19 protein-coding genes and 1 pseudogene are annotated in these 24,458 nt (G+C 52.0%); 13 read left to right on the plus strand and 7 right to left on the minus strand.

Annotated features, from left to right (window positions below; all coding sequences use genetic code 11):
- Positions 1-339 precede the first annotated feature (339 nt).
- Together ompD and J4645_RS06215 are read left to right on the plus strand one after the other, a co-directional pair.
- Positions 340-1,422, plus strand: a complete 1,083-nt coding sequence (gene ompD / locus J4645_RS06210) for a porin OmpD (RefSeq protein ID WP_000769043.1) — start codon at positions 340-342, stop codon at positions 1,420-1,422.
- Positions 1,423-1,565: 143 nt separating this feature from the next.
- Positions 1,566-1,946 (plus strand): GFA family protein, encoded by a 381-nt coding sequence (locus tag J4645_RS06215; RefSeq protein ID WP_077905442.1) that lies wholly within the window; start codon positions 1,566-1,568, stop codon positions 1,944-1,946.
- Between the two features lie 24 nt (positions 1,947-1,970).
- Here J4645_RS06215 and smvA read toward each other — a convergent pair whose 3' ends face one another.
- On the minus strand, positions 1,971-3,458 hold the full coding sequence (gene smvA, locus J4645_RS06220) for a methyl viologen efflux MFS transporter SmvA (protein WP_023214606.1): 1,488 nt from the start codon (positions 3,456-3,458) through the stop codon (positions 1,971-1,973).
- Positions 3,459-3,575: 117 nt separating this feature from the next.
- Here smvA and J4645_RS06225 point away from each other — a divergent pair, with 117 nt between their 5' ends.
- The 7 genes from J4645_RS06225 (at position 3,576) to J4645_RS06255 (ending at position 13,500) form a co-directional block, all read left to right on the plus strand.
- Positions 3,576-4,154: a TetR family transcriptional regulator gene (locus J4645_RS06225; protein WP_000121038.1), complete on the plus strand. Its 579-nt coding sequence runs from the start codon at positions 3,576-3,578 to the stop codon at positions 4,152-4,154.
- A 213-nt stretch (positions 4,155-4,367) separates the two neighbouring features.
- The gene (locus J4645_RS06230) at positions 4,368-5,756 is read left to right on the plus strand and encodes a NarK family nitrate/nitrite MFS transporter (protein WP_000198255.1); all 1,389 of its coding nucleotides are present in this window, start codon (positions 4,368-4,370) and stop codon (positions 5,754-5,756) included.
- Between the two features lie 91 nt (positions 5,757-5,847).
- Positions 5,848-9,588: a nitrate reductase subunit alpha gene (locus tag J4645_RS06235; RefSeq protein WP_023214605.1), complete on the plus strand. Its 3,741-nt coding sequence runs from the start codon at positions 5,848-5,850 to the stop codon at positions 9,586-9,588.
- On the plus strand, positions 9,585-11,129 hold the full coding sequence (gene narH / locus J4645_RS06240) for a nitrate reductase subunit beta (protein ID WP_000702595.1): 1,545 nt from the start codon (positions 9,585-9,587) through the stop codon (positions 11,127-11,129). Before J4645_RS06235 ends, narH begins: the two co-directional genes overlap by 4 nt.
- Positions 11,129-11,824, plus strand: a complete 696-nt coding sequence (gene narW, locus J4645_RS06245; RefSeq protein WP_023214604.1) for a nitrate reductase molybdenum cofactor assembly chaperone — start codon at positions 11,129-11,131, stop codon at positions 11,822-11,824. Before narH ends, narW begins: the two co-directional genes overlap by 1 nt.
- Positions 11,821-12,501, plus strand: a complete 681-nt coding sequence (gene narI / locus J4645_RS06250) for a respiratory nitrate reductase subunit gamma (protein ID WP_000617106.1) — start codon at positions 11,821-11,823, stop codon at positions 12,499-12,501. Before narW ends, narI begins: the two co-directional genes overlap by 4 nt.
- A 105-nt stretch (positions 12,502-12,606) precedes the next feature.
- Positions 12,607-13,500: a PhzF family isomerase gene (locus J4645_RS06255; protein WP_000804302.1), complete on the plus strand. Its 894-nt coding sequence runs from the start codon at positions 12,607-12,609 to the stop codon at positions 13,498-13,500.
- Between the two features lie 35 nt (positions 13,501-13,535).
- Here J4645_RS06255 and nhoA read toward each other — a convergent pair whose 3' ends face one another.
- Both nhoA and J4645_RS06265 read right to left on the minus strand, forming a co-directional pair.
- Positions 13,536-14,381 (minus strand): N-hydroxyarylamine O-acetyltransferase, encoded by an 846-nt coding sequence (gene nhoA, locus J4645_RS06260; protein WP_023213289.1) that lies wholly within the window; start codon positions 14,379-14,381, stop codon positions 13,536-13,538.
- Between the two features lie 282 nt (positions 14,382-14,663).
- Positions 14,664-15,296: a hypothetical protein gene (locus J4645_RS06265; protein ID WP_023214603.1), complete on the minus strand. Its 633-nt coding sequence runs from the start codon at positions 15,294-15,296 to the stop codon at positions 14,664-14,666.
- A gap of 512 nt (positions 15,297-15,808) precedes the next feature.
- Here J4645_RS06265 and ansP point away from each other — a divergent pair.
- Positions 15,809-17,302, plus strand: coding sequence for an L-asparagine permease (gene ansP / locus J4645_RS06270; RefSeq protein ID WP_000857112.1), 1,494 nt, complete (start codon positions 15,809-15,811; stop codon positions 17,300-17,302).
- Positions 17,303-17,378: 76 nt separating this feature from the next.
- On the opposite strand, the gene J4645_RS06275 is transcribed toward ansP, so the two are convergent.
- Both J4645_RS06275 and J4645_RS06280 read right to left on the minus strand, forming a co-directional pair.
- Entirely contained in the window at positions 17,379-17,600 is a 222-nt protein-coding gene (locus tag J4645_RS06275; protein WP_000732362.1) for a YgdI/YgdR family lipoprotein, read from the minus strand.
- Between the two features lie 144 nt (positions 17,601-17,744).
- Entirely contained in the window at positions 17,745-18,806 is a 1,062-nt protein-coding gene (locus tag J4645_RS06280; protein ID WP_000550636.1) for a YncE family protein, read from the minus strand.
- A gap of 263 nt (positions 18,807-19,069) precedes the next feature.
- On the opposite strand from J4645_RS06280, the gene pqqU reads away from it, so the two are divergent.
- On the plus strand, positions 19,070-21,190 hold the full coding sequence (gene pqqU / locus J4645_RS06285) for a TonB-dependent receptor PqqU (RefSeq protein WP_023197673.1): 2,121 nt from the start codon (positions 19,070-19,072) through the stop codon (positions 21,188-21,190).
- Positions 21,191-21,245: 55 nt separating this feature from the next.
- On the opposite strand, the gene mcbR is transcribed toward pqqU, so the two are convergent.
- Together mcbR and J4645_RS06295 are read right to left on the minus strand one after the other, a co-directional pair.
- Positions 21,246-21,911, minus strand: coding sequence for a colanic acid/biofilm transcriptional regulator McbR (gene mcbR, locus J4645_RS06290; protein ID WP_001119592.1), 666 nt, complete (start codon positions 21,909-21,911; stop codon positions 21,246-21,248).
- 333 nt (positions 21,912-22,244) lie between these two features.
- A pseudogene (locus J4645_RS06295) lies at positions 22,245-23,281 on the minus strand (NADP-dependent oxidoreductase).
- Between the two features lie 211 nt (positions 23,282-23,492).
- Here J4645_RS06295 and mddA point away from each other — a divergent pair.
- Both mddA and J4645_RS06305 read left to right on the plus strand, forming a co-directional pair.
- Entirely contained in the window at positions 23,493-24,008 is a 516-nt protein-coding gene (mddA, locus tag J4645_RS06300) for an L-methionine sulfoximine/L-methionine sulfone acetyltransferase (RefSeq protein ID WP_000155373.1), read from the plus strand.
- Positions 24,008-24,457 carry a DMT family transporter gene (locus J4645_RS06305; protein ID WP_001076565.1) on the plus strand — a complete coding sequence of 150 codons (450 nt, stop codon included), beginning with the start codon at positions 24,008-24,010 and terminating at the stop codon, positions 24,455-24,457. Before mddA ends, J4645_RS06305 begins: the two co-directional genes overlap by 1 nt.
- Position 24,458: the final 1 nt, after the last annotated feature.

The raw sequence follows: 24,458 nt of genomic DNA on the forward strand, positions 1-24,458 counted from the left end.
AATTTGATGATATAATTTTATTAACAAATATATAATTAACGCTAGCTCGCAACTGTTATTAGTGCATATAATAATCAGTAGTTACTACCAAAAATAAAACCATAAACAGCCCAATAGTCCCCTCCGAAAATATATCTTATTAGACAGTCCCTATTTGAATTAATACTCTCAAATGTATTAAGGAGATCTCGATCACACAAATTAAAATAATTTGTAATCTTATGAAACTTATTATTGAACTTATGCCACTCCGTCATTTAAAAATAGTCTGCCATTGACAAACGCCTCGTTTAACAATGGTTGAGGAAACACGCTAAGAAAATTATAAGGATTATTAAAATGAAACTTAAGTTAGTGGCAGTGGCAGTGACTTCCCTGTTGGCAGCAGGCGTTGTAAATGCAGCCGAGGTATATAACAAAGACGGCAATAAACTGGATCTGTACGGTAAAGTTCACGCTCAGCATTATTTCTCTGATGATAACGGAAGTGATGGTGACAAAACTTACGCGCGTCTGGGCTTTAAAGGCGAAACGCAGATCAATGACCAACTGGTTGGTTTTGGCCAGTGGGAATATGAATTCAAAGGCAACCGTACTGAATCTGAAGGTTCCGACAAAGACAAAACCCGTCTGGCATTCGCTGGTCTGAAATTCGCTGAATACGGTTCTTTCGACTACGGTCGTAACTACGGCGTTGCTTACGACATCGGCGCATGGACCGACGTTCTGCCTGAGTTCGGTGGCGATACCTGGACCCAGACTGACGTATTCATGACCCAGCGTGCTACCGGCGTTGCCACCTACCGTAACACCGATTTCTTCGGTCTGGTTGAAGGTCTGAACTTTGCCGCGCAGTATCAGGGCAAAAACGATCGTGACAATGAAGTAGAAGCAAACGGCGACGGTTTCGGTCTGTCCGCAACGTATGAGTACGAAGGTTTTGGCGTGGGTGCGGCCTATGCGAAGTCTGACCGTACTGACCGTCAGGTGCGCAACGGCACCAATGGCCTGTATGCTTCTGGCCAGAATGCGGAAGTGTGGGCTGCTGGTCTGAAATATGATGCGAACAATATCTATCTGGCGACCACCTACTCCGAAACGCTGAATATGACCACATTCGGTAAAATCGACGGTATTGCTAACAAAACTCAGAACTTTGAAGCTGTTGCTCAGTACCAGTTCGACTTCGGTCTGCGTCCGTCCATTGCTTACCTGAAATCCAAAGGTAAAGATCTGGGTGCTTACGGCGACCAGGATCTGGTTGAGTACATCGATGTCGGTGCTACCTACTACTTCAACAAAAACATGTCCACCTTCGTTGATTACAAAATCAACCTGCTGGATGACACCAACTTCACTAAAAATGTTGCGCAGATCAGCACTGACAACATCGTTGCTGTTGGTCTGAACTACCAGTTCTAATTTTGTTGTAGTCTGAATACAAAGCCAGTCCTTTCAGGGCTGGCTTTTTCTCTTGATGTAGACTCGGTCATAAGGAGTATGCCGTGCAGACGTTCACTGGTCGTTGTCTTTGCGGACAGAGCCATTTTACCGTTGACGTCGAAATGCTGGATGTCTATGCCTGCCATTGTACGCTGTGTCAAAAATGGTCGGGTGGAATAGCCATGTATCTGGAAGCCTGCGGGCAACCACAGCTAGACCCCCTTTCCCCGGAACCGCCATACTTTTCATCCTCTTCACGCGGCGAACGCTACTTCTGTTCCGGCTGCGGGTGTCCGCTGTGGTTTCGGCTTACCGATACCGATCGCTATTTTATTCCCTGGACCTTACTGGAACTGAACGAAGTTGATCGCCGTCGGCTGATTCTGGCTGCGGAAATTTATACCGAAACCCAGCCTGCTTTCTGGCGACTGACGGGGCAATACGCACGCCTCAGCGGTAAAGAGGTTGAGGAAATGGACTCCCCCTGCCAGCTAGCGCATTAAGCGCTTATCTCATCAGGCGTTATGTTATCGGCGTTGGGCTTTTGCCAGGCTGAACCACATCCCTACCGCCAGCAAAAGAAGCATACTCCCGGCGCTGCTTAACGCCACACTATGCGACCAGATAAAGGCCTGTCTGGCGGCGTCCAGTATTGCCTGCCCCAGCGTGGGCGGCAGGCTATTCGCCAACTGCACGGCTTCCCCCATTGAAGATGACGCTCTGGCAATCTCTTGCGCCTCAAGCCCGGCAGGCAGACGGATAGACGCGGAGAAGCTACGGCTTAACAACAGACCGAAAATGGCGATGCCCAGTCCCGCGCCCAGTTCATAAGCCATCGTTTCGATCGCGCCGGCCGCCGCCGCTTTTTCTGCCGGCGCAGCGGCCATAATTGCCGACGTGGAAGCCAGCAATGCGCTGGCGGCGCTAAATCCCAGCAGCGCCATCAGCCCCCAAGCCTGCCATTGTTGGGTGCTGAAATCCGTCATCGCCAGGCCATAAAAACTCAGCGCGCTTAACGCCATGCCGCCCGTCGCGACCAGCCGTAGTCCCAGACGCGAGACCAGCGCGCCCGCAATCGGCCCGCTGAATCCACTGGCGACCATCACCGGCAGCATAAATACCCCGGCCTCATAAGGCGATAGCCCGTGAACAAACTGCAGCTCTTGCGCCATCAGCAGCTCAAAACCCACCAGAGTGATCATCGCGGTCATCGCCATCACGACGCCGCTCAGGATAATGCGATGGGTAAATAGTCGCATATCAATCATCGGACGCGATGTCGCAAGCTGTGTGCGGATAAAGAGTCCCAGGAGCAGCGCGCCGGTAAGCAGGGTAAACGAGATGACCCACAGCGACAGATGCCCTTTCAGCGCGGTTTTAGCGCTATAGACTAACAGCAAAATAGCAACAATCAGCATCACCGCATGGCCAAGATTGAGCGGTTGATCGCGACGGCCCGCCTGGCGAGGAACATAGCGGGCGGTTAAGCCCATTACGACCAGCACAATCGGCACGTTGATCAGGAAAACCGATCCCCAGTAAAAATGCTCTAATAATATGCCGCCGATGAGCGGCCCAAACGCCGCTCCGCCCGAACCTACCGCTGCCCAGACGCCCAGCGCCATGTTGCGATGCTTCTCTTCACAAAAGGTGGCGCGTATCCCGGCCAGCGTCGCCGGTACAATCATCGCCGCGCCAATAGCCAGTAATACCCTGGTGGCGATAAGCCAACTGGCGGTATGCGAAAACGCCGCCGCCAATGATGCCAGGCCAAAGAGCGTCCCGCCCAGCATCAGCAGGCGTTTAAAACCGATACGATCGCCAAGCGCGCCCATCGGCAACACCATGCCAGCCATGACCAAAGAATAAATATCAATGATCCACAGCAGCTCGTTGTCGCTGGCCCCCAGTGTCATACTCAGTGTCGGGGCGGCGACATGCAAGACCGTGGCATCAATGGCGACAGGAATATAGACCAGCACAATAATGACTAACGTTAACCACTGACGAAACATAACTCTCCCTTCAAAAACTCAAATTTGGACGCTTGTCCAGCTTCAGGATCCTACGGTAAGTTGAACGAATGTCCAGCTTTTTGTTACACTGCGCGCATTGGCTAATGTGGGGAAAATATGAGTTACCTTAACCGGGATGAACGCCGCGAAGTGATCCTGCAAGCGGCGATGCGCGTGGCGCTGGCAGACGGGTTTGCCGCCATGACGGTGCGACGAATTGCATCAGAAGCCGATGTCGCCGCCGGCCAGGTGCATCACCACTTCAGCTCGGCGGGCGAGCTCAAAGCGCTGGCCTTTGTCCATTTGATCCGCACCCTGCTTGATGCCGGGCAAGTTCCGCCGCCCGCCACCTGGCGTGCACGGCTTCACGCTATGTTGGGTAGCGAAGACGGCGGCTTTGAGCCTTACATAAAATTGTGGCGAGAGGCGCAAATTCTGGCCGACCGGGATCCGCACATCAGAGATGCTTATCTCCTTACGATGCAGATGTGGCATGAGGAAACGGTCACAATTATTGAGCAGGGCAAACAGGCAGGAGAATTTACGTTTACTGCTAACGCCACGGATATCGCCTGGCGGCTTATCGCACTGGTGTGCGGGCTGGACGGTATGTATGTGCTGGGTATTCCGGAAATGGCCGATCCCGCGTTTAAATACCATCTGGATCGGATGATTACGCTTGAACTCTTTGCGTAAAGTTACAAATAATTTAATAAAAATCACTTTTAGTTTACAAATAGTAACAATTAAGAAACATCATATCTCCTCTTCGCGCCGCGCTGGCCTGGTTTTTTATCTATTCTTTCACTCAATATTCTAAAAAAACTTCAATAAGTTCTCAAAAGAGCGCGTGACGCTCTGTCTCTTTTTTGTGTTTTTTTCAAATGATATGCGCATGTGAGGGGTAAAATGACACGACAAAACGAGAATTATAACCGTTATCTCTTGAGTGACTGGCGGCCCGAAAATCCAGCCTTCTGGGAGAATAAAGGGAAAGGCATCGCCAGAAGAAACTTATGGATTTCAGTAAGTTGTTTGCTCCTGGCATTTTGCGTCTGGATGTTGTTTAGCGCTGTTGCCGTCAACCTCAATAAAATTGGATTTAATTTTACCACCGACCAACTCTTTTTATTAACCGCATTACCTTCTCTTTCCGGCGCAATATTACGCGTTCCCTACTCCTTTATGGTGCCACTGTTTGGTGGCCGTAAATGGACCGTATTAAGCACCGTAATATTGATTATTCCCTGCGCCTGGCTGGGATTCGCCGTGCAAAATCCCGCCACCCCTTTCGGGGTATTTATGCTCATCGCTCTGTTGTGCGGTTTTGCGGGGGCAAACTTCGCGTCCAGTATGGGCAACATCAGTTTTTTCTTTCCAAAAGCCAGACAAGGTAGCGCGTTGGGTATTAACGGCGGCTTGGGAAATCTTGGCGTCAGTGTGATGCAGTTGATTGCGCCGCTGGTTATTTTTCTGCCGATATTTACTTTTTTAGGCGTCCGGGGCGTACCGCAACCTGATGGCTCCCTGCTCGCCCTCACTAACGCCGCCTGGATCTGGGTGCCGTTACTGGCTGTCGCGACACTTGCCGCCTGGTTTGGTATGAACGATATCGGCAGTTCAAAAGCGTCTGTCGCCTCGCAATTGCCGGTGCTAAAACGCCTGCACCTGTGGCTGCTTAGCCTGCTGTACCTGGCGACATTCGGGTCATTCATCGGCTTTTCCGCAGGTTTCGCCATGCTCGCCAAAACGCAATTTCCCGACGTAAACATTCTGCAACTGGCGTTCTTTGGCCCCTTTATCGGCGCGCTGGCGCGATCGGCAGGCGGCGTGATCTCCGATAAATTCGGCGGCGTTCGCGTAACGCTCATTAATTTTATCTTTATGGCGCTGTTTACCGCCCTGCTATTCCTCACGCTGCCAGGATCCGGCGCAGGCAGCTTTAGCGCGTTCTATCTTGTTTTTATGGGCCTGTTTTTGACAGCGGGTCTCGGCAGCGGTTCTACCTTCCAGATGATTGCGGTGATCTTTCGTCAGATCACGCTCTACAACGTCAAACTGCGCGGCGGGAGCGATGAGCAGGCGCAGCGCGAAGCGGTGACGGATACCGCCGCCGCGCTCGGGTTTATCTCCGCTATTGGCGCTGTGGGCGGCTTCTTTATTCCAAAAGCGTTTGGCACCTCTTTGGCATTGACCGGCTCGCCGGTGGGCGCCATGAAAATCTTTTTGCTGTTTTACATCGCTTGCGTCCTGCTGACCTGGCTGGTCTACGGGCGTCGTAAGCCTAAACAACAATAACAACATACATACCTGTAGGACGGCCATCCGGCAATGGTTTAACGCCAAATCGACAGGATGGCGGAAAATTTATCGAAGCAGGAGAAATGTCATGAGTAAACTGTTGGATCGCTTTCGTTACTTTAAACAAAAAGGCGATACCTTTGCCGACGGCCATGGTCAGGTGATGTATACCAACCGCGACTGGGAAGACAGTTATCGCCAGCGCTGGCAGTTTGATAAGATCGTGCGCTCAACCCACGGCGTCAACTGCACGGGCTCCTGTAGCTGGAAAATTTATGTCAAAAACGGTCTGGTGACGTGGGAAACTCAGCAAACCGACTACCCGCGCACGCGTCCCGATTTGCCGAACCATGAACCGCGCGGCTGCCCGCGCGGCGCCAGCTACTCCTGGTATCTCTATAGCGCCAATCGTCTGAAATACCCTCTGGTGCGTAAGCGGCTGATAGAACTGTGGCGCGAGGCCCTTTCCCGGCACAGCGATCCGGTACTGGCATGGGAATCGATAATGAACGACCCGCAGAAATGCCAAAGTTACAAACAGGTGCGCGGACATGGCGGCTTTATTCGTTCGAACTGGAAAGAGCTGAATCAGCTCATTGCCGCCGCTAACGTCTGGACAATCAAAACCTATGGCCCGGATCGTGTGGCGGGGTTTTCACCTATTCCAGCAATGTCGATGGTTTCTTACGCCGCCGGAACACGTTATCTGTCATTGCTTGGCGGTACTTGTCTGAGTTTCTATGACTGGTATTGCGATCTTCCGCCCGCGTCTCCAATGACCTGGGGCGAGCAGACTGACGTGCCGGAGTCCGCCGACTGGTATAACTCAGCCTACATTATTGCCTGGGGCTCTAACGTGCCGCAGACGCGTACCCCGGACGCCCACTTCTTTACCGAAGTGCGCTACAAAGGCACCAAGACAATCGCCATCACCCCGGACTATTCCGAAGTCGCTAAACTGTGCGATCAGTGGCTGGCGCCAAAGCAAGGTACCGACAGCGCGCTGGCGATGGCCATGGGTCACGTCATTTTAAAAGAGTTTCATCTCGATAATCCCAGCGACTATTTTCTTAACTATTGCCGCCGTTATACCGATATGCCAATGCTGGTCCTGTTGGATGAGCGCGCAGACGGCAGTTATGTACCGGGGCGTATGATGCGCGCGTCGGATCTGGTGGATGGACTGGGAGAAGCCAATAATCCGGAATGGAAAACCGTCGCGCTCAACAGTACGGGCGAACTGGTCGCGCCCAACGGTTCTATCGGTTTTCGCTGGGGCGAAAAGGGAAAATGGAACCTGGAACCGGTGGCGGCGGGCGTCGAAACTGAACTGTCGCTCTCTTTACTTGGTCAGCATGATGACGTGGCGGGTGTCGCTTTCCCCTATTTTGGCGGCAACGAAAACCCACATTTTCGCAGCGTACGGCAGGAACCGGTGCTGGTACGTCAGTTACCGGTGAAACGCCTGGCTCTGGCGGACGGTCGCGAGCGGATGGTCGTCAGCGTTTACGATCTGGTGCTGGCTAATTATGGGCTGGATCGTGGTCTGGATGACTGCCATAGCGCCAATAATTATAACGACGTAAAAGCCTACACGCCGGCCTGGGGCGAACAGATTACCGGCGTGCCGCGTCGACATATCGAAACTATTGCGCGTGAATTTGCCGAGACCGCCCATAAAACTCATGGTCGTTCGATGATCATCCTCGGCGCGGGAGTGAATCACTGGTATCACATGGATATGAATTACCGTGGGATGATTAACATGCTGGTGTTCTGTGGCTGTGTTGGACAAACCGGCGGCGGCTGGGCGCACTATGTCGGCCAGGAGAAGCTGCGGCCGCAAACCGGCTGGCTGCCGCTGGCCTTCGCGCTGGACTGGAATCGCCCGCCGCGTCAGATGAACAGTACCTCGTTTTTCTACAACCATGCCAGCCAGTGGCGCTATGAAAAACTGACTGCGCAAGAGTTGCTGTCGCCGTTGGCCGATCCGGCTAAATTTTCCGGACACCTGATCGATTTCAACGTGCGCGCGGAACGTATGGGCTGGCTACCCTCGGCGCCGCAGCTTAATCTTAACCCGCTCAGCGTGAAAGCGAGCGCCGCTAAAGCCGGGCTGTCTGCGGCGGATTATACCGTGCAGGCGTTGAAATCAGGCGCTATCCGTTTTGCCTGCGAACAGCCTGACAGTGGTCATAATCACCCGCGAAATTTATTTGTCTGGCGCTCTAACCTGCTCGGCTCCTCCGGGAAAGGTCATGAGTATATCCTCAAATATCTGCTGGGCACCGACAGCGGTATCCAGGGCGAAGCGCTGGGCTCCAGCGAAGGAATTAAGCCTGAAGAGGTGGAATGGCAGTCCGCCGCGATTGAGGGCAAGCTCGATCTGTTGGTCACGCTTGATTTCCGTATGTCCAGTACCTGTCTGTTTTCCGATATCGTCTTGCCGACCGCCACCTGGTATGAAAAAGACGATATGAATACCTCGGATATGCATCCGTTTATCCACCCCCTTTCCGCCGCGGTCGATCCTGCCTGGGAATCCAAAAGCGACTGGGAAATCTACAAAGGTATCGCCAGCGTCTTTTCTGAGGTGTGTGTCGGACACCTCGGACAGGAAACCGATGTGGTGTTACACCCGCTCCAGCATGATTCCCCGGCGGAACTGGCGCAGCCATTTGATATTCTCGACTGGCGTAAAGGCGAGTGCGAACTTATTCCGGGCAAAACAGCCCCCAATATCGTCGTGGTTGAACGCGATTATCCGGCCACCTATGAACGTTTTACCTCGCTGGGTCCCCTGCTGGATAAATTAGGCAACGGCGGTAAGGGGATTGCCTGGAATACGCAAGATGAAGTCGATTTCCTCGGTAAGCTCAATTACACCAAACACGATGGCCCGGCGAAAGGACGTCCGCGCATCGACACCGCGCTGGATGCCTCGGAAGTGATTCTTGCCTTAGCGCCGGAAACTAACGGCCAGGTGGCGGTGAAAGCCTGGCAGGCGTTGGGCGAGATGACCGGGCGCGAGCACACCCATCTGGCCATCAATAAAGAAGATGAGAAAATTCGCTTTCGTGATATCCAGGCGCAACCGCGCAAAATTATCTCCAGCCCGACCTGGTCAGGACTGGAAAGCGAGCATGTCTCTTATAACGCCGGATATACCAACGTACATGAACTGATCCCGTGGCGCACGTTGTCGGGGCGGCAACAACTCTATCAGGATCATGCGTGGATGCGCGCTTTTGGCGAAAGCCTGGTGGCATATCGCCCGCCGATTGATACCCGCAGCGTCAGCGAAATGCGAGAAATTCCGCCCAACGGTTTCCCGGAAAAAGCGCTTAACTTCCTGACGCCGCACCAGAAATGGGGAATTCACTCCACCTACAGCGAAAACCTGCTGATGCTGACCTTGTCGCGCGGCGGGCCGATTGTCTGGATTAGCGAAGCCGATGCCCGTGAATTGGGTATTGAAGATAACGACTGGATTGAAGCCTTCAACGCTAATGGCGCCCTTACCGCTCGTGCGGTGGTCAGCCAGCGCGTCCCGCCGGGTATGACCATGATGTACCACGCCCAGGAGCGGATTATGAACATTCCGGGTTCGGAAGTGACCGGGATGCGCGGCGGGATCCATAACTCCGTGACCCGGGTCTGTCCAAAACCGACGCATATGATCGGCGGCTATGCGCAACTGGCTTACGGCTTCAACTATTACGGAACCGTGGGTTCGAATCGCGATGAATTCATCATGATCAGGAAAATGAAAAACATTAACTGGCTGGATGATGAGGGCCGGGATCAGGTACAGGAGGCGAAAAAATGAAAATACGCTCACAGGTTGGGATGGTACTGAATCTCGATAAATGTATTGGCTGTCACACCTGCTCCGTCACCTGTAAAAACGTCTGGACCGGACGTGAAGGGATGGAATACGCATGGTTCAATAACGTCGAAACTAAACCGGGTATCGGCTATCCCAAAAACTGGGAAGACCAGCAGGAGTGGCAAGGCGGTTGGGTTCGTGATGTTAATGGCAAGATAAGGCCCCGTCTGGGCGGCAAAATGGGGGTAATTAGCAAAATTTTCGCCAACCCGGTGATTCCGCAAATCGATGATTACTATGAACCCTTTACCTTCGATTATCAGCATTTACATAATGCGCCGGAGAGTAAGCATCAGCCCACTGCTCGCCCTCGTTCACTGATTGACGGAAAACGGATGGACAAGGTGATCTGGGGGCCAAACTGGGAAGAGCTGCTCGGCGGCGAGTTTGAAAAACGCGCCCGCGACCGTAACTTCGACAACATACAAAAGGAGATGTACGGTCAGTTCGAAAACACCTTCATGATGTACCTGCCGCGCCTGTGCGAACACTGCCTGAACCCCAGTTGTGTCGCCACCTGCCCAAGTGGCGCTATTTATAAGCGTGAAGAAGACGGCATCGTGCTAATCGACCAGGATAAATGCCGGGGCTGGCGTTTGTGTATCAGCGGCTGCCCATACAAAAAAATCTACTTTAACTGGAAGAGCGGCAAGTCTGAGAAGTGCATATTTTGCTATCCGCGTATTGAATCCGGTCAGCCGACCGTTTGCTCGGAAACCTGCGTCGGGCGCATCCGTTATCTTGGCGTTCTGCTCTACGACGCCGACAGGATTGAAGAAGCGGCCAGTACCGAACACGAGACAGATTTGTATGAACGTCAGTGCGATGTGTTTCTCAATCCGCACGATCCGGCGGTCATCGAAGAGGCGCTTAAACAGGGCATCCCGCAAAACGTCATCGACGCCGCCCAACGGTCGCCGGTGTACAAAATGGCGATGGACTGGAAGCTGGCGCTTCCACTGCACCCGGAATACCGTACCCTGCCGATGGTCTGGTACGTACCGCCGCTGTCGCCCATCCAGTCATACGCCGACGCGGGCGGGTTGCCGCACAATGGCAATATTCTGCCGGCGGTGGAGACGCTGCGTATTCCAGTCCAGTACCTGGCCAATATGCTCAGCGCGGGCGATACCGGTCCGGTCATTCGGGCGCTAAAGCGGATGATGGCGATGCGCCACTACATGCGCTCGCAGACGGTTGAAGGCGTGACGGATACCCGCGCGATTGACGAAGTGGGTCTGAGCGTACAACAGGTTGAAGAGATGTATCGCTACCTGGCGATTGCCAATTATGAAGATCGTTTTGTCATTCCCACCAGTCACCGGGAAATGGCGCGCGATGCCTTTCCGGAGCGCAACGGCTGCGGCTTTACTTTTGGCGACGGTTGTCACGGCTCGGATACCAAATTCAATCTGTTCAACAGTAGCCGTATTGATGCCATCAATATCACTGAAGTACGTGATAAAGCGGAGGGGGAATAATGCAAATCCTCAAAGCGATTGGCCTGTTGATGGAGTATCCGGACGACGAGTTGTGGGAATATCGGGATGAAGCGCTTGCCCTTATCCAACACGATGCGCCAATGCTGACCGACTTCACTCGCGAGCTGCTTTATGCGCCGTTACTGGATAAACAAGCAGAATGGTGCGAAGTGTTCGACCGCGGGCGCGCCACTTCATTGCTGTTATTCGAGCATGTTCATGCGGAGTCCCGCGATCGCGGCCAGGCGATGGTCGATTTGTTAAGCCAGTATGAAACCGTGGGCCTGCAGCTCAACTGCCGCGAACTACCGGATCACCTGCCGCTCTATCTGGAGTACTTAAGCGTGTTGCCGGAAGCGGAAGCGCGCGAGGGATTACAGAATATTGCCCCTATTCTGGCGCTGCTGGGCGGTCGTCTGAAACAGCGAGGAGCGCCGTGGTATCAACTGTTTGACGCCCTGCTGACGCTGGCGGGCAGTACGCTTACAAGTGACAGTGTCACAAAGCAAATTGTTCAGGAATCGCGGGATGATACCCGTCAGGCACTGGATGCCGTCTGGGAAGAAGAGCAGGTGAAGTTTATCGAAGATAACGCCACGACCTGTGACAGTTCACCGTTACACCATTATCAACGACGCTTTAGCCAGGACGCGGCGCCGCAGTACGTCGACGTCAGCGCGGGAGGCCCGAAATGATACAGTACCTGAACGTCTTTTTTTACGACATCTACCCCTATATTTGCGCCACGGTATTCTTCCTCGGCAGTTGGCTGCGCTATGACTACGGACAATACACCTGGCGCGCGTCGTCCAGCCAGATGCTGGATAAGCGTGGGATGGTGATATGGTCGAATCTGTTCCATATTGGCATTCTGGGGATCTTTTTTGGCCATCTGTTTGGGATGCTGACGCCACACTGGATGTATGCCTGGTTCCTGCCGATTGCGGTAAAACAGCAGATGGCAATGATCCTCGGCGGCGTGTGCGGCGTATTAACGTTGATCGGCGGCGCGGGATTACTGTGGCGTCGTCTGACCAATCAGCGTGTGCGGGCGACATCCACTACACCAGATATTATCATCATGAGCATTTTGCTGATTCAGTGCCTGCTTGGCCTGAGCACCATTCCGTTTTCGGCGCAATATCCGGATGGCAGCGAAATGATGAAGTTGGTGGGCTGGGCGCAAAGTATAGTCACCTTCCGCGGCGGGTCTTCGGAAATGCTGAGCGGTGTGGCGTTTGTTTTCCGCGTTCATCTGGTGCTGGGAATGACTATTTTCCTGCTCTTCCCGTTCACCCGTCTGGTTCATGTCTGGAGCGCGCCGTTTGAGTATTTCACCCGTCGCTACCAGATTGTTCGTACCCGCCGCTAATTCTCTTTGCCCGGGGCGTACGCTTACCGGGCAAAGAAAACACATGGGCGTCGTCATTCGGCAGCGCACAGGCTATGATGATTCTTCAGCCAAAGGAGAACATCAATGAAACCGCAGATTTACCATGTTGACGCCTTCACCAGCGAACCTTTTCGCGGCAACTCTGCTGGCGTTGTCTTACATGCGGATACGCTAAGCGACGCACAGATGCAGCTGATTGCCCGTGAACTTCGTCACTCGGAAACCGCCTTTTTGCTAAAAAGCGAAGAGAGTGATGTGCGCATACGCTATTTTACACCGACAGTAGAAGTCCCCATCTGTGGTCATGCCACCGTGGCCGCGCATTATGTTCGGGCAACGGTACTGGGATTGGGAAACACCACCGTCTGGCAAACCTCGTTAGCGGGCCGTCATCGCGTTGAAATTCATGCCGAACACAATGACTATCGCATCACGCTGGAACAAGGTCAGCCCTCTTTTGAACCACCGCTAGTCGGAGAGATTCGGGCTGCCATCATCACCGCGTTGAACCTGACTGAAGATGATATCGTGCCGGGAGCGCCAATTCAGGTGGCTTCAACAGGACATGCAAAAGTGATGATCCTGCTCAAACCAGACGTTGATATTGATGCCCTTTCTCCGAATCTGGAAGCCCTGACGGCAATCAGCCAGCAAATTGGCTGTAACGGCTTTTTTCCTTTCCAGATTCGTCCGGGAAAAAACGAAACCGATGGGCGAATGTTTTCCCCGGCGATAGGGATTGTGGAAGATCCGGTAACGGGAAACGCCAATGGCCCGATGGGGGCATGGCTCGTCCATCATGGCCTGATGGCGCATGACGGTAAAACGCTGCAGATTCAAGGCCATCAGGGGCGCGCTTTAGGCAAAGAGGGTACTGTTGATGTTACCGTCACCATTCGCGATAACCAGCCGGACAACGTCACCATCTCCGGCCAGGCGGTCATTCTGTTTCATGCCGAATGGGCCATTACTTTTTAATCGTTGTCAGGCCCGCAAATCCTCGCGGCAAAAAACTATTTTCCCGCCTCCGGATGGGTATCAAATGCAGCCATTACCGCGGCCAGCTCCGCCTCGGTAAAACCGTGCTTTACATCATTTACGCCGAGACCAAACTGCTGCTGAAGTAACTGATACAACGACGGTACATCCGGTACATTGACCTGTTCAACGGCATGTCCCTGGTGGTAACGCGTGAAGTGGAAATTCGTTAATGTCAGCTTGCCGCCATCAGGCAAATGGCGGCACATCAACAAATGATGACGAAAATGGGATTGCGGCCAGTGAGCCGACCAGAAATTGCCCATTACATGATCGCTCTGCTGCTGCACCGCCAGATCAAAACAGTACATCGACTGCCAGTGCTCATGGTGGCGGAATTGTAAAATCCATGTGCTCCCCTCCTGCATCAGGCGGTATTCGCCATGCGGCGTCTGCTGGGCAATTTCGGCCTGCAGACGAAGCGGCGCGGTTAGCGTTTGGCCGCCAAACCCCACGTCAGCGATCCACTGCTCGTCCTCAACATCAACCAGCAGCAAACGGTGCGTGCGCGGCGGTAAACTGGCGGGATGAGACAGAATGACCCGCCCCAATAAGCTTCGGACGTTAAAACCGATGTCGCGTAACGCACGTTCAAACAGGCCATTCAGTTCAAAACAGTATCCACCGCGTCGGGCATAAAGCAGTTTCTCCTCTAATGCCGTCTCATCGAGCTGTATTTCACGAGGCAGTAGCACATCCAGATTTTCAAAAGGAATCGCGCAGTTGTGCGCTAAGTGAAGCGTTCTGAGCGCTTCAACCGTAGGAACCCCCAACGGCTGACAATGTAATCGCGTAAAATAAGCATGTAAAAAAGAGGTCATCTGAGGCTTCCATTAACATTAATGCTTGCGTTCGGCACACAGGCTGAGGCGGATATCGCTGCGCAACAGGATACCCTATCCGTGGAATAGCGTTGGATACTTTTGAAAAAAATAAGACAGGCCGGCTACAGCGCCGGAGGTACGTGGGATTTTGGCCTACAAACGGAAATCGGTTCTGAGAATCTCTTTGCGACACGCCGCCAAAATAGCGGCGTGTTAAAATTTTTAACGCCAGCTCAGCGAGTCTGATTTCTAACAAAACTGGCTAAACATAAACGCTTTTTAATAATTGTCCAAATAGTTATGGTAACGATCTTTTATGTCGGCCGCCCGTTGCGCTTTCGCCTCCGGCATGTCGCTGGCCCGATCGGTATAATATTTTAAACTCGGAATGGCGCCTAATGCCTGAGGTAAGGCATTATATGCTGCTATTCGCTCTCTGACGGTTTTATATTTTTCATCAATATCATAATGATAGTACGCTGGCGCTTCTAAAAAGCCCTCTTCCAGTCTCATACAGATATCTTCAAAGGACCCCTTAACCTCAACGGTATGTTCGCCATCCGATATCCTGACGATTGGCTCACGTCCAGCCATCAGCGAGAGTTGTTCGAATGTTAACCTCCGACCATCAGAAAGGTCGACATCTATAGTATACAGCCCATCACACACAGCATCAGCAAGGTGATTATGGATATTCCCTGCATTGGCACAGAACTCCTCAACTTTAGGCGTAACATTGCAACAATGTTCAATTACTCTTGTAAATCCGTAGGCCAGTCCTGCGGTAAGCACCCACAAGATGCCTTTCATGATTTTTGTTGATAATTTATTTTCATAATCTCCTGCAGCAACATGAGGTAGCTTATTTCCTGATAAAGCTCTGGCATAGGTAGAAACTGATGTATGTGGCATATCCTGCTCCTTCAAATTTTGCTCAATAGCTTTATATGTCCTACTCCTCTCTCATTATGACGATATGTCAATCAACAAAATTGCTCAAAGGCATATATTTTCAGGAGAAAATGAGAATAACAGGCGCAACGGCCTTATCTTATGCTGCTGCAATATCGTCAGGTAGTTTACCGTTCGAGGTTATATCTATGACCATAAATCCCACAAGTGATTAGCGCTGGTTAATTATTGCGCAACGCAAGCACTGCGGATTTGTGCTGGCGTCTTATCTGGCTGAATCGTGACCACACCGCACCACATCTGACCACACAAATAAACTCGACATTCTCATTTTGTTCTTTCCGTATGTTTTGCGTCATTTAACAATTGCAGGTAGGATGCTCCGCCGGCGGTTTTATCCCTGTCACAGAATCAGGGAAAAGCGGCATTCGCCATTGCAGGCAATCGATTGGTGAGCGCCCGTCGCGGCATAAGGAATTTTTCTGTCAGGACAGGCTATAACAGGTAACGTAATGAAAACACAGACTACGCACGCCGCAGAACAACATGCGGCGAAACGACGCTGGCTGAACGCCCATGAAGAGGGGTATCACAAAGCGATGGGGAATCGTCAGGTTCAGATGATTGCTATCGGCGGCGCGATTGGCACCGGTTTATTTTTAGGTGCAGGCGCCCGATTGCAAATGGCCGGACCGGCACTGGCGCTGGTCTATCTGATATGCGGCATTTTTTCTTTTTTCATTTTACGCGCGCTGGGCGAACTGGTATTGCATCGCCCTTCCAGCGGGAGTTTCGTCTCCTACGCCCGTGAATTTTTGGGTGAAAAAGCGGCCTACGTCGCAGGCTGGATGTACTTTATTAACTGGGCGATGACAGGGATCGTCGATATCACCGCAGTGGCGTTATATATGCACTACTGGGGCGCATTTGGCGACGTTCCGCAATGGGTGTTCGCGCTCGGTGCGTTAACCATTGTCGGTACCATGAACATGATCGGCGTAAAATGGTTTGCCGAAATGGAGTTCTGGTTCGCGCTGATAAAAGTACTCGCCATTGTTATCTTCCTGGTGGTAGGCACGATTTTTCTCGGTACCGGTCAACCGCTTGAGGGTAATGCCACCGGTTTTCACCTGATTACAGATAATGGCGGCTTTTTCCCGCACGGCCTGTTGCCCGCGCTGGTACTGATTCAGGGCGTGGTGTTCGCTTTTGCTTCGATTGAACTGGTCGGTACCGCCGCTGGGGAGTGCAAAGATCCACAGACGATGGTGCCAAAAGCCATCAATAGCGTGATCTGGCGTATTGGTCTTTTCTATGTAGGATCGGTCGTATTGCTGGTTTTGCTGCTGCCGTGGAACGCCTACCAGGCGGGGCAAAGTCCGTTTGTCACCTTCTTTTCTAAACTTGGCGTGCCTTATATCGGCAGTATTATGAATATCGTGGTGTTAACCGCCGCGCTTTCCAGCCTGAACTCCGGGCTTTACTGTACGGGGAGAATTTTACGTTCAATGTCGATGGGGGGTTCCGCGCCGAAATTCATGGCGAAAATGAGCCGTCAGCATGTGCCCTATGCGGGTATTCTGGCGACTCTGGTGGTTTACGTGGTCGGCGTGTTCCTGAATTACCTGGTCCCCTCCCGCGTGTTTGAGATCGTTCTTAATTTTGCCTCGCTCGGCATTATCGCGTCGTGGGCGTTTATCATGGTGTGCCAGATGCGTTTACGCCAGGCGATAAAAGAAGGCAAAGCCGCAGACGTCAGTTTTAAACTGCCCGGCGCGCCTTTTACCTCCTGGCTAACGCTGCTGTTTTTACTAAGCGTGCTGGTACTCATGGCGTTTGACTACCCGAATGGAACTTACACTATCGCCTCGTTGCCGCTGATCGCTATTCTGCTGGTCGCCGGCTGGTTTGGCGTGCGACGTCGCGTGGCGGAGATTCATCGCACTGCGCCAGTGACGGCGGATTCGACAGAGAGTGTCGTATTGAAAGAAGAAGCAGCGACATAACATTACCCTTCCCCGGCAGCCCCAGGCCTGCCGGGTTTAATGCGCGTTGCCGCCAACACCGCATCGCGCCCAATGCTTAGTCAGCCTTAATCAACTGCGCCACATCATTGCTGTTAATTTCCCGCTGGTTGCCTTCCTGATCGGTATAACTGGTCATCCCCGTCTCTTTATCTAACTGTGGCTTACCCTGAGTTACGATCGTTTGCCCATTCTTCGTCGTCATTACATAGTTGGTTGTGCAACCCGCAAGCATAAAAAACATCATGCCCAAACCTGAGCATATAAATAACTTTTTCATATTTTCCTCGTGAATATAATGAGTTAACTACAGCAAAAAGGCAGTGTAATTCTCACAGAATCATCAGACTATCGGCGGGGTGTAACGAGGCGTATCGGTGCGTTTAAAGAGATGACTGGAGGGGTTTCCCCCTCCATACCCTATTTACAGAGCAATGCGAATAACATCATCCGGCTGCGTCGCTTCCTGTTCACGTGTCGATTTCTGCTTCACGCTGACGTAGAGCGTTTTACCGTCTGCCGATAGCGCCAGGCTATTCGGGTACGTTGGCGTATCGAACGTTTTAACAACGTTATAGGTCTTCGCATCGATCACGCTGACCTGCCCTGCCTGACGATGTGTCACATACGCCTCGTTACGTGTCGGGTTAAACAGGACGGCCAAAGAAGCAGGCGCCGCGATTTTGGCAAGAATATTGCCATTACGGGTATCGACAACCAGAACCTCAGTCGCCTTCGAGTCGGTGATAAACGCGCGATGACCTGCGGTATCGAGACTCAGGTTAATAAAGAAGTGTTCTTTACCGTCATCCAGCAACTTCTTACGACTGAGAATTTTATTGCTGGCGGTATCGATGGTGATAAATTCGCCATCCGCATTGGTGGTGTACAGGCGTTGCGCTTTACTGTCGAGCGCCAGACCCGTACTCATTTTGCCGGTATTTTCGATCGTCGTTTTCAGTTTGATGGTTTCGCCATCCACTACCCAAATAGCACTCTCTTTACCAACACCGCTAATGTAGATCGTGTTGGTCGCCGCATCGGCAACCAGCTCACGGGGCTGTAACGGACGAACCTCTTCAGTACGTTTGCGCGCATCAAGTACCAGACGACCTTTTACATCACCCGTTTTGGCATCAATCGCGGTAACAGCGCTGTTAATGGTATTGCCAAACCACAGCGTTTGGGTCGCGGCATTGATGGTGGCGCCGAACGGCTTGAGATCGTTATGAATCGCTTGCGTGATTTCCAGCGTCACCGGGTCGAGACGATAAACTACGCCGCCTTTATCCAGTTTACGGCTTTGCGATGTAGCCAGCCAGAGCGCGTTTTCTTGCTGACTCCAGGCCATCTCATAAGCGCCTTTGCCTACCGCTTTACGCAGCATGTCTTCCGCCGCCAGCGTGCTAAATGAGGATGCGACGAGGAGCGAACCTAACAATAAAGAACCACGCAGGCGCGGCGAAAAAAGATGACGTAAGTGCATGACGACTCCCTTTGATAAAAACGTGTATAGCTGCTTCACACTACTTCGCTGCGCGGGATCTTCGTTCCGCACTTATTATAAGTTGAGAATAATAATCATTATTTATCAGAAAGTGGAGCTTTTCCTCGCCTGCGAATGTCATGGCTCTTAAATACCGCACATTTTCTTAACTTAATGTGCGATTAAAATTTCAAAACTTTACATATTGACTACCCTTAATGTCACGTTTTCCGTTGATACGCTTACATTTATCCGGCATTTTCATGAAAATTATTTCCATTAGACAGCGACTTTATCCCGCCCTCTTATTGCCTCTGACCTTCTCCCCGGTCCTTCAGGCCGCCAGCACGCCCAATGAACAAACCATGATAGTCACCGCAACGCCGCAAACCGTATCCGAACTCGATACACCTGCCGCCGTTAGCGTCATTGAGGGAGAAGACATGCGTCTGGCGACGCCGCGCGTCAATTTATCTGAGTCTTTAACCAGCGTCCCGGGATTGCAGGTGCAGAACCGGCAGAACTACGCGCAGGATCTGCAAATCTCTATCCGCGGATTTGGCTCGCGTTCCGCCTTTGGCGTGCGCGGCATTCGTCTGTATGTTGATGGCATTCCCGCCACCATGCCGGATGGGCAAGGCCAGATTTCGAATATTGATATTAACAGCATACAAGACGTTGAAGTGTTACGCGGCCCTTTCTCAGCGCTATACGGCAATGCTTCCGGCGGCGTGATAAATGTCACCACCGAAACCGGCAAACAGCCGCCTACCCTTGAGGCCAGCAGCTACTACGGCAGTTATGGAAGCTGGCGCTATGGGCTAAAAGCCACGGGCGCGATGGGTGACGGCACACAGCCAGGCGACGTGGATTACACGGTATCGACTACCCGTTTCACCACCCACGGCTACCGCGATCACAGCGGCGCGCGAAAAAATCTGGCTAATGCCAAACTGGGCGTTCGCCTTGACGATGTCAGTAAACTCTCGCTGATTTTTAATAGTGTGGACATTAAGGCGGACGATCCCGGCGGACTTACCGAATCTGAATGGAAAGCCGATCCGCAACAGGCGCCGCGCGCTGAACAGTACAATACGCGTAAAACCATCAAACAAACTCAGGCAGGATTGCGTTATGAACGTCAGCTCAGCGCGCAGGATGATATCAGCGTGATGGCCTACGCCGGAGAGCGGGAAACCACGCAATACCAGTCTATTCCCCTGGTGGCACAGCTAAAACCGGCCCAGGCTGGCGGCGTAATTACACTGCAACGTCACTATCAGGGCATTGATTCCCGCTGGACTCACCGGGGAGAATTAGGTGTGCCGGTCACCTTCACTGGCGGATTAAATTATGAAAATATGAGCGAAAACCGCAAGGGTTACAATAACTTCCGTCTCAACAACGGCACCCCTGAGTTCGGGCATAAAGGCGATTTACGCCGGGATGAACGTAACCTGATGTGGAATGTCGATCCTTATCTGCAAACCCAGTGGCAGCTTACGCAAAAACTCTCGCTGGATGCTGGCGTGCGCTACAGTTCCGTGTGGTTCGATTCTAACGATCACTATATCGCGCCCGGCAATGGCGATGACAGCGGCGACGCCAGCTATCACCACTGGCTACCCGCCGGATCGCTAAAATATGCGTTAACTGACGCCTGGAATCTCTATCTTGCTGCCGGTCGCGGATTTGAAACTCCCACTATCAATGAGCTTTCTTATCGCGCTGACGGCCAAAGCGGGTTCAACTTTGACCTCAAACCGTCGACCAATGATACGGTGGAAGTCGGCAGTAAAACGCGGATTGGCAACGGCTTGTTGACCGCCGCGTTATTTCAAACCGATACCGATGATGAAATTGTTGTCGCCAGTAGTATGGGAGGACGCACTACCTACAAAAACGCGGGTAAAACACGCCGCCAGGGCGCAGAACTCGCGTTGGACCAGCGCTTCGCCGGCGACTGGCGGGTGAAAGCATCATGGACCTGGCTGGATGCGACCTATCGCAGTAACGTTTGTCAGGGGCAAAACTGTGATGGAAACCGAATGCCCGGCATCGCCCGTAATATGGGATTCGCCTCATTAGGTTTTATCCCGGATGAGGGGTGGTATGCCGGAACAGACGTTCGCTATATGGGCGATATCATGGCCAATGATGAAAATACCGCCAAAGCGCCTTCGTATACCGTTGTTGGACTAAATACAGGGTATAAATTTAATTACAGTCAGCTTACCGTCGATATTTTTGGGCGGGTAGATAATCTATTTGATAAAGAATATATCGGTTCGGTGATCGTTAATGAATCTAATGGCCGATATTATGAGCCAGCGCCAGGGCGTAACTATGGCGTGGGGATTAATCTGGCATGGCAATTTGAATAAATATCCGGCAATAGCGGGGAACCCCCGCTATTGATAAGTCATAGTTGCATGAAGGTTACATGAAGTACTGATTTTTAATCGTCGCTACGTTTTGTTGCAAAACGTTCTGTAGGCAGTGGCGACTGGCTTCTTTATCACCAGTCACTAACGCATTAAGCAATTTTCTGTACAGATTAACGCCGTTTTGATAATCATCAAGTTTAAAATTATCATATAAAAAATGCAGGCTTGGCCCCAGGCGTACCCATAATTGCTCGATCATGGCATACAGCGTTGGCATATCCGCGTAGTGGTAGATCTCAAAGCGGAATGCGCGGTTGGCCAAAAGAATTTTCTCCATAACGCCACTTTCCAGCGCCTGTTGAAATTCATCTAATAGCGCATTCAGCGTCTGCTCGCGATCCGGAGTAATCTTACCCGCAGCGGCGACCACCGCCATCTCCTCCAGGGCAGTACGAATCGTATTAATTTCCAGCAAACTTTCCAGCGAGATCTCCGGCACCATAAACGCCTGTGCTGGCGCCACCGCCAAAGCACTGGAAGAGACCAGCCTTAACAGAGCCTCACGCACCGGCGTAATACTGACGCCTAACTCTTGAGCGATATTTTTAGTGATAAGCCTTGCGCCTGGTTTTAATGCGCCAATAGACAATTGATGCTTTAACCGATTTTCAACCTGTGTGGTCAGGCTTATATGTTGTGTTTTTTCCGTACCCGGCATTTTCCTTCCTTCACCTCTTGGCAGAACAACATCGCAATCGAGTCCCGAAGAAGTTTCGGAACTTAATTGTAAAAAAGATAATCCAGGCCTGAACGGCCAAATAAATAAAAGTGATAATTTACTTGCGTGATATTCTCATCTTTTACAACAATACAGGTTTCTTTATGGCAACCGTTTTATCTCCGTCATTCCTTCATGTATCGAGATTTTTGACCGGTTCAGGCCGCTGAGGGAGATAAGCTGCCCCACCGCGATCTGAATGATGAATATAAGTAAAGCCGGAATTTTAAAATTTGCACATTTTTATGGCGACATAATGCCGCCATTTTTTCTTTACGCATCGTCCGCTAAACGTATCACGACTTTGCCAAAGTTCTTCCCCGCCAGCAGCCCCATAAACGCTTCTGGCGCATTTTCCAGCCCATCAGTAATCTGCTCCCGGTAATGTATTTTCCCTTCTTTTATCCAACGCCCCATTTCTTGCTGAAACTCATGTATCCGGTGACCATAGTCCTGGTTGATGATAAAACCTTGCAGGCGAATACGCTTTTTAAGTAATGTTGCCATCAGCAGAGGCAGTCTGTCTGGACCGTCCGGCAACGCTGTCGCATTGTAGCCGCTGACCAGACCGCAGAGCGGAATCCGCGCCGACGTATTCAGTAGCGGTAAGACGGCGTCAAAGACTTTACCACCGACATTCTCATAATAGATATCGATACCCTGCGGGCAGGCCTGCGCAAGCTGTTGTGGGAAATTATCAGCGTGATGATCAAGGCACAGATCAAATCCCAAAACGTCTGTCGCATGACGGCATTTTTCCGCGCCGCCAGCAATACCCACGACCCGGCAGCCCTTCAGCTTGCCAATTTGCCCAACCGTTGCGCCTACGGGGCCGGTGGCGGCGGCGACAACCAGCGTTTCGCCCTCTTTCGGCTGGCCGATATCCAGTAACCCCATATAGGCGGTAAACCCCGGCATTCCTAAAATCCCCAGCGACCAGGAAGGATGTTGCGGATTATCACCCAGCTTTACCAACCCTTCGCCATCTGAAATGTCATAATCCTGCCAACCATTGTAACTCAACACCCATTCGTCTGGTCGGTAATCAGGATGGTTTGACGCGACAACGCGACTAACCGTACCGCCAACCATAACGCAGCCAGGTTCAACAGGCGGCGCATAAGAGGGTTCATCGCTCATGCGGCCACGCATATAAGGGTCGAGTGATAAAAAACGGTACGCAATAGCACCTGCCCTTCACCGGGCGTCGCGACGTCATCTTCTTCGAGGCGGAAGTTATCCATCTGCGGCGCGCCGTGGGGACGCGAGGTCAAAACCCAACGACGATTTCGGTTGGTCTGTTGCTTCATTCTATTCTCCTCATGCCTGGCATAATCCATCAATAATAGTCGAACATTAGCTTTCTGAGGGAGTTAAACACTCTCAGATATCAGGCTGTGCGCTTTTATGAACGACTTTCTTCCCCTCCTCGCTAAACATGAATTCTTGCGCTAATTCGTTGATTTATGCCGCCTTCAATAGTATTTCTAACACTATCGTAAACATTCCCTGGGGTTCCCTATGACGATTCGCTTTGCCGATAAAGCAGACTGCGCCGCGATTACCGAAATCTATAACCATGCGGTATTACATACTGCGGCCATCTGGAACGATCGGACGGTCGATACGGATAACCGCCTTGCCTGGTATGAGGCCCGTCAATTGCTGGGCTATCCGGTGCTGGTAAGCGAAGAAAATGGCGTGGTGACTGGCTATGCATCATTTGGCGACTGGCGCAGTTTCGACGGTTTTCGCTATACCGTCGAGCACTCGGTTTATGTTCATCCGGCGCACCAGGGGAAAGGACTGGGGCGAAAACTGCTCAGCAGACTGATCGACGAAGCCCGACGCTGCGGCAAGCATGTGATGGTGGCCGGTATTGAGTCACAGAATGCCGCCTCGATACGCCTGCATCATTCGCTGGGATTTACCGTTACCGCGCAAATGCCGCAGGTCGGCGTAAAATTTGGCCGTTGGTTAGATCTTACGTTTATGCAGCTCCAGCTTGATGAACACGCCGCGCCGGACGCCTGCTGATGAACCAGTCGCTGACGCTTATCTTTTTGATCGCCGCCGGCGTCGGGCTGGTGGTACAAAACAGTATTATGGTGCGTATTACGCAGACATCATCGACGATTCTGATCGCTATGCTGTTGAACTCGCTGGTAGGGATCGTTTTATTTGTGACGATATTGTGGTTTAAGCAAGGTGCTGCGGGCTTCGGCGAGCTGGTCGCCAGCGTGCGCTGGTGGACATTGATCCCCGGTCTGCTGGGGTCATTTTTTGTATTTGCCAGCATTAGCGGGTATCAGAACGTTGGCGCCGCGACGACTATCGCGGTACTGGTCGCCAGCCAGTTAATCGGCGGACTGGCGCTGGATATCGCGCGTAGCCACGGCGTCACGTTACGCGCAATGGTCGGGCCGGCGTTTGGCGCGCTGTTGCTGGTCATTGGCGCATGGCTGATTGCGAAGCGCCAGTTTTAAT

The sequence above is a fragment of the Salmonella sp. 32082101201600294FB01SM01 genome, assembly GCF_017572865.1.
Taxonomy (GTDB): domain Bacteria; phylum Pseudomonadota; class Gammaproteobacteria; order Enterobacterales; family Enterobacteriaceae; genus Salmonella; species Salmonella enterica.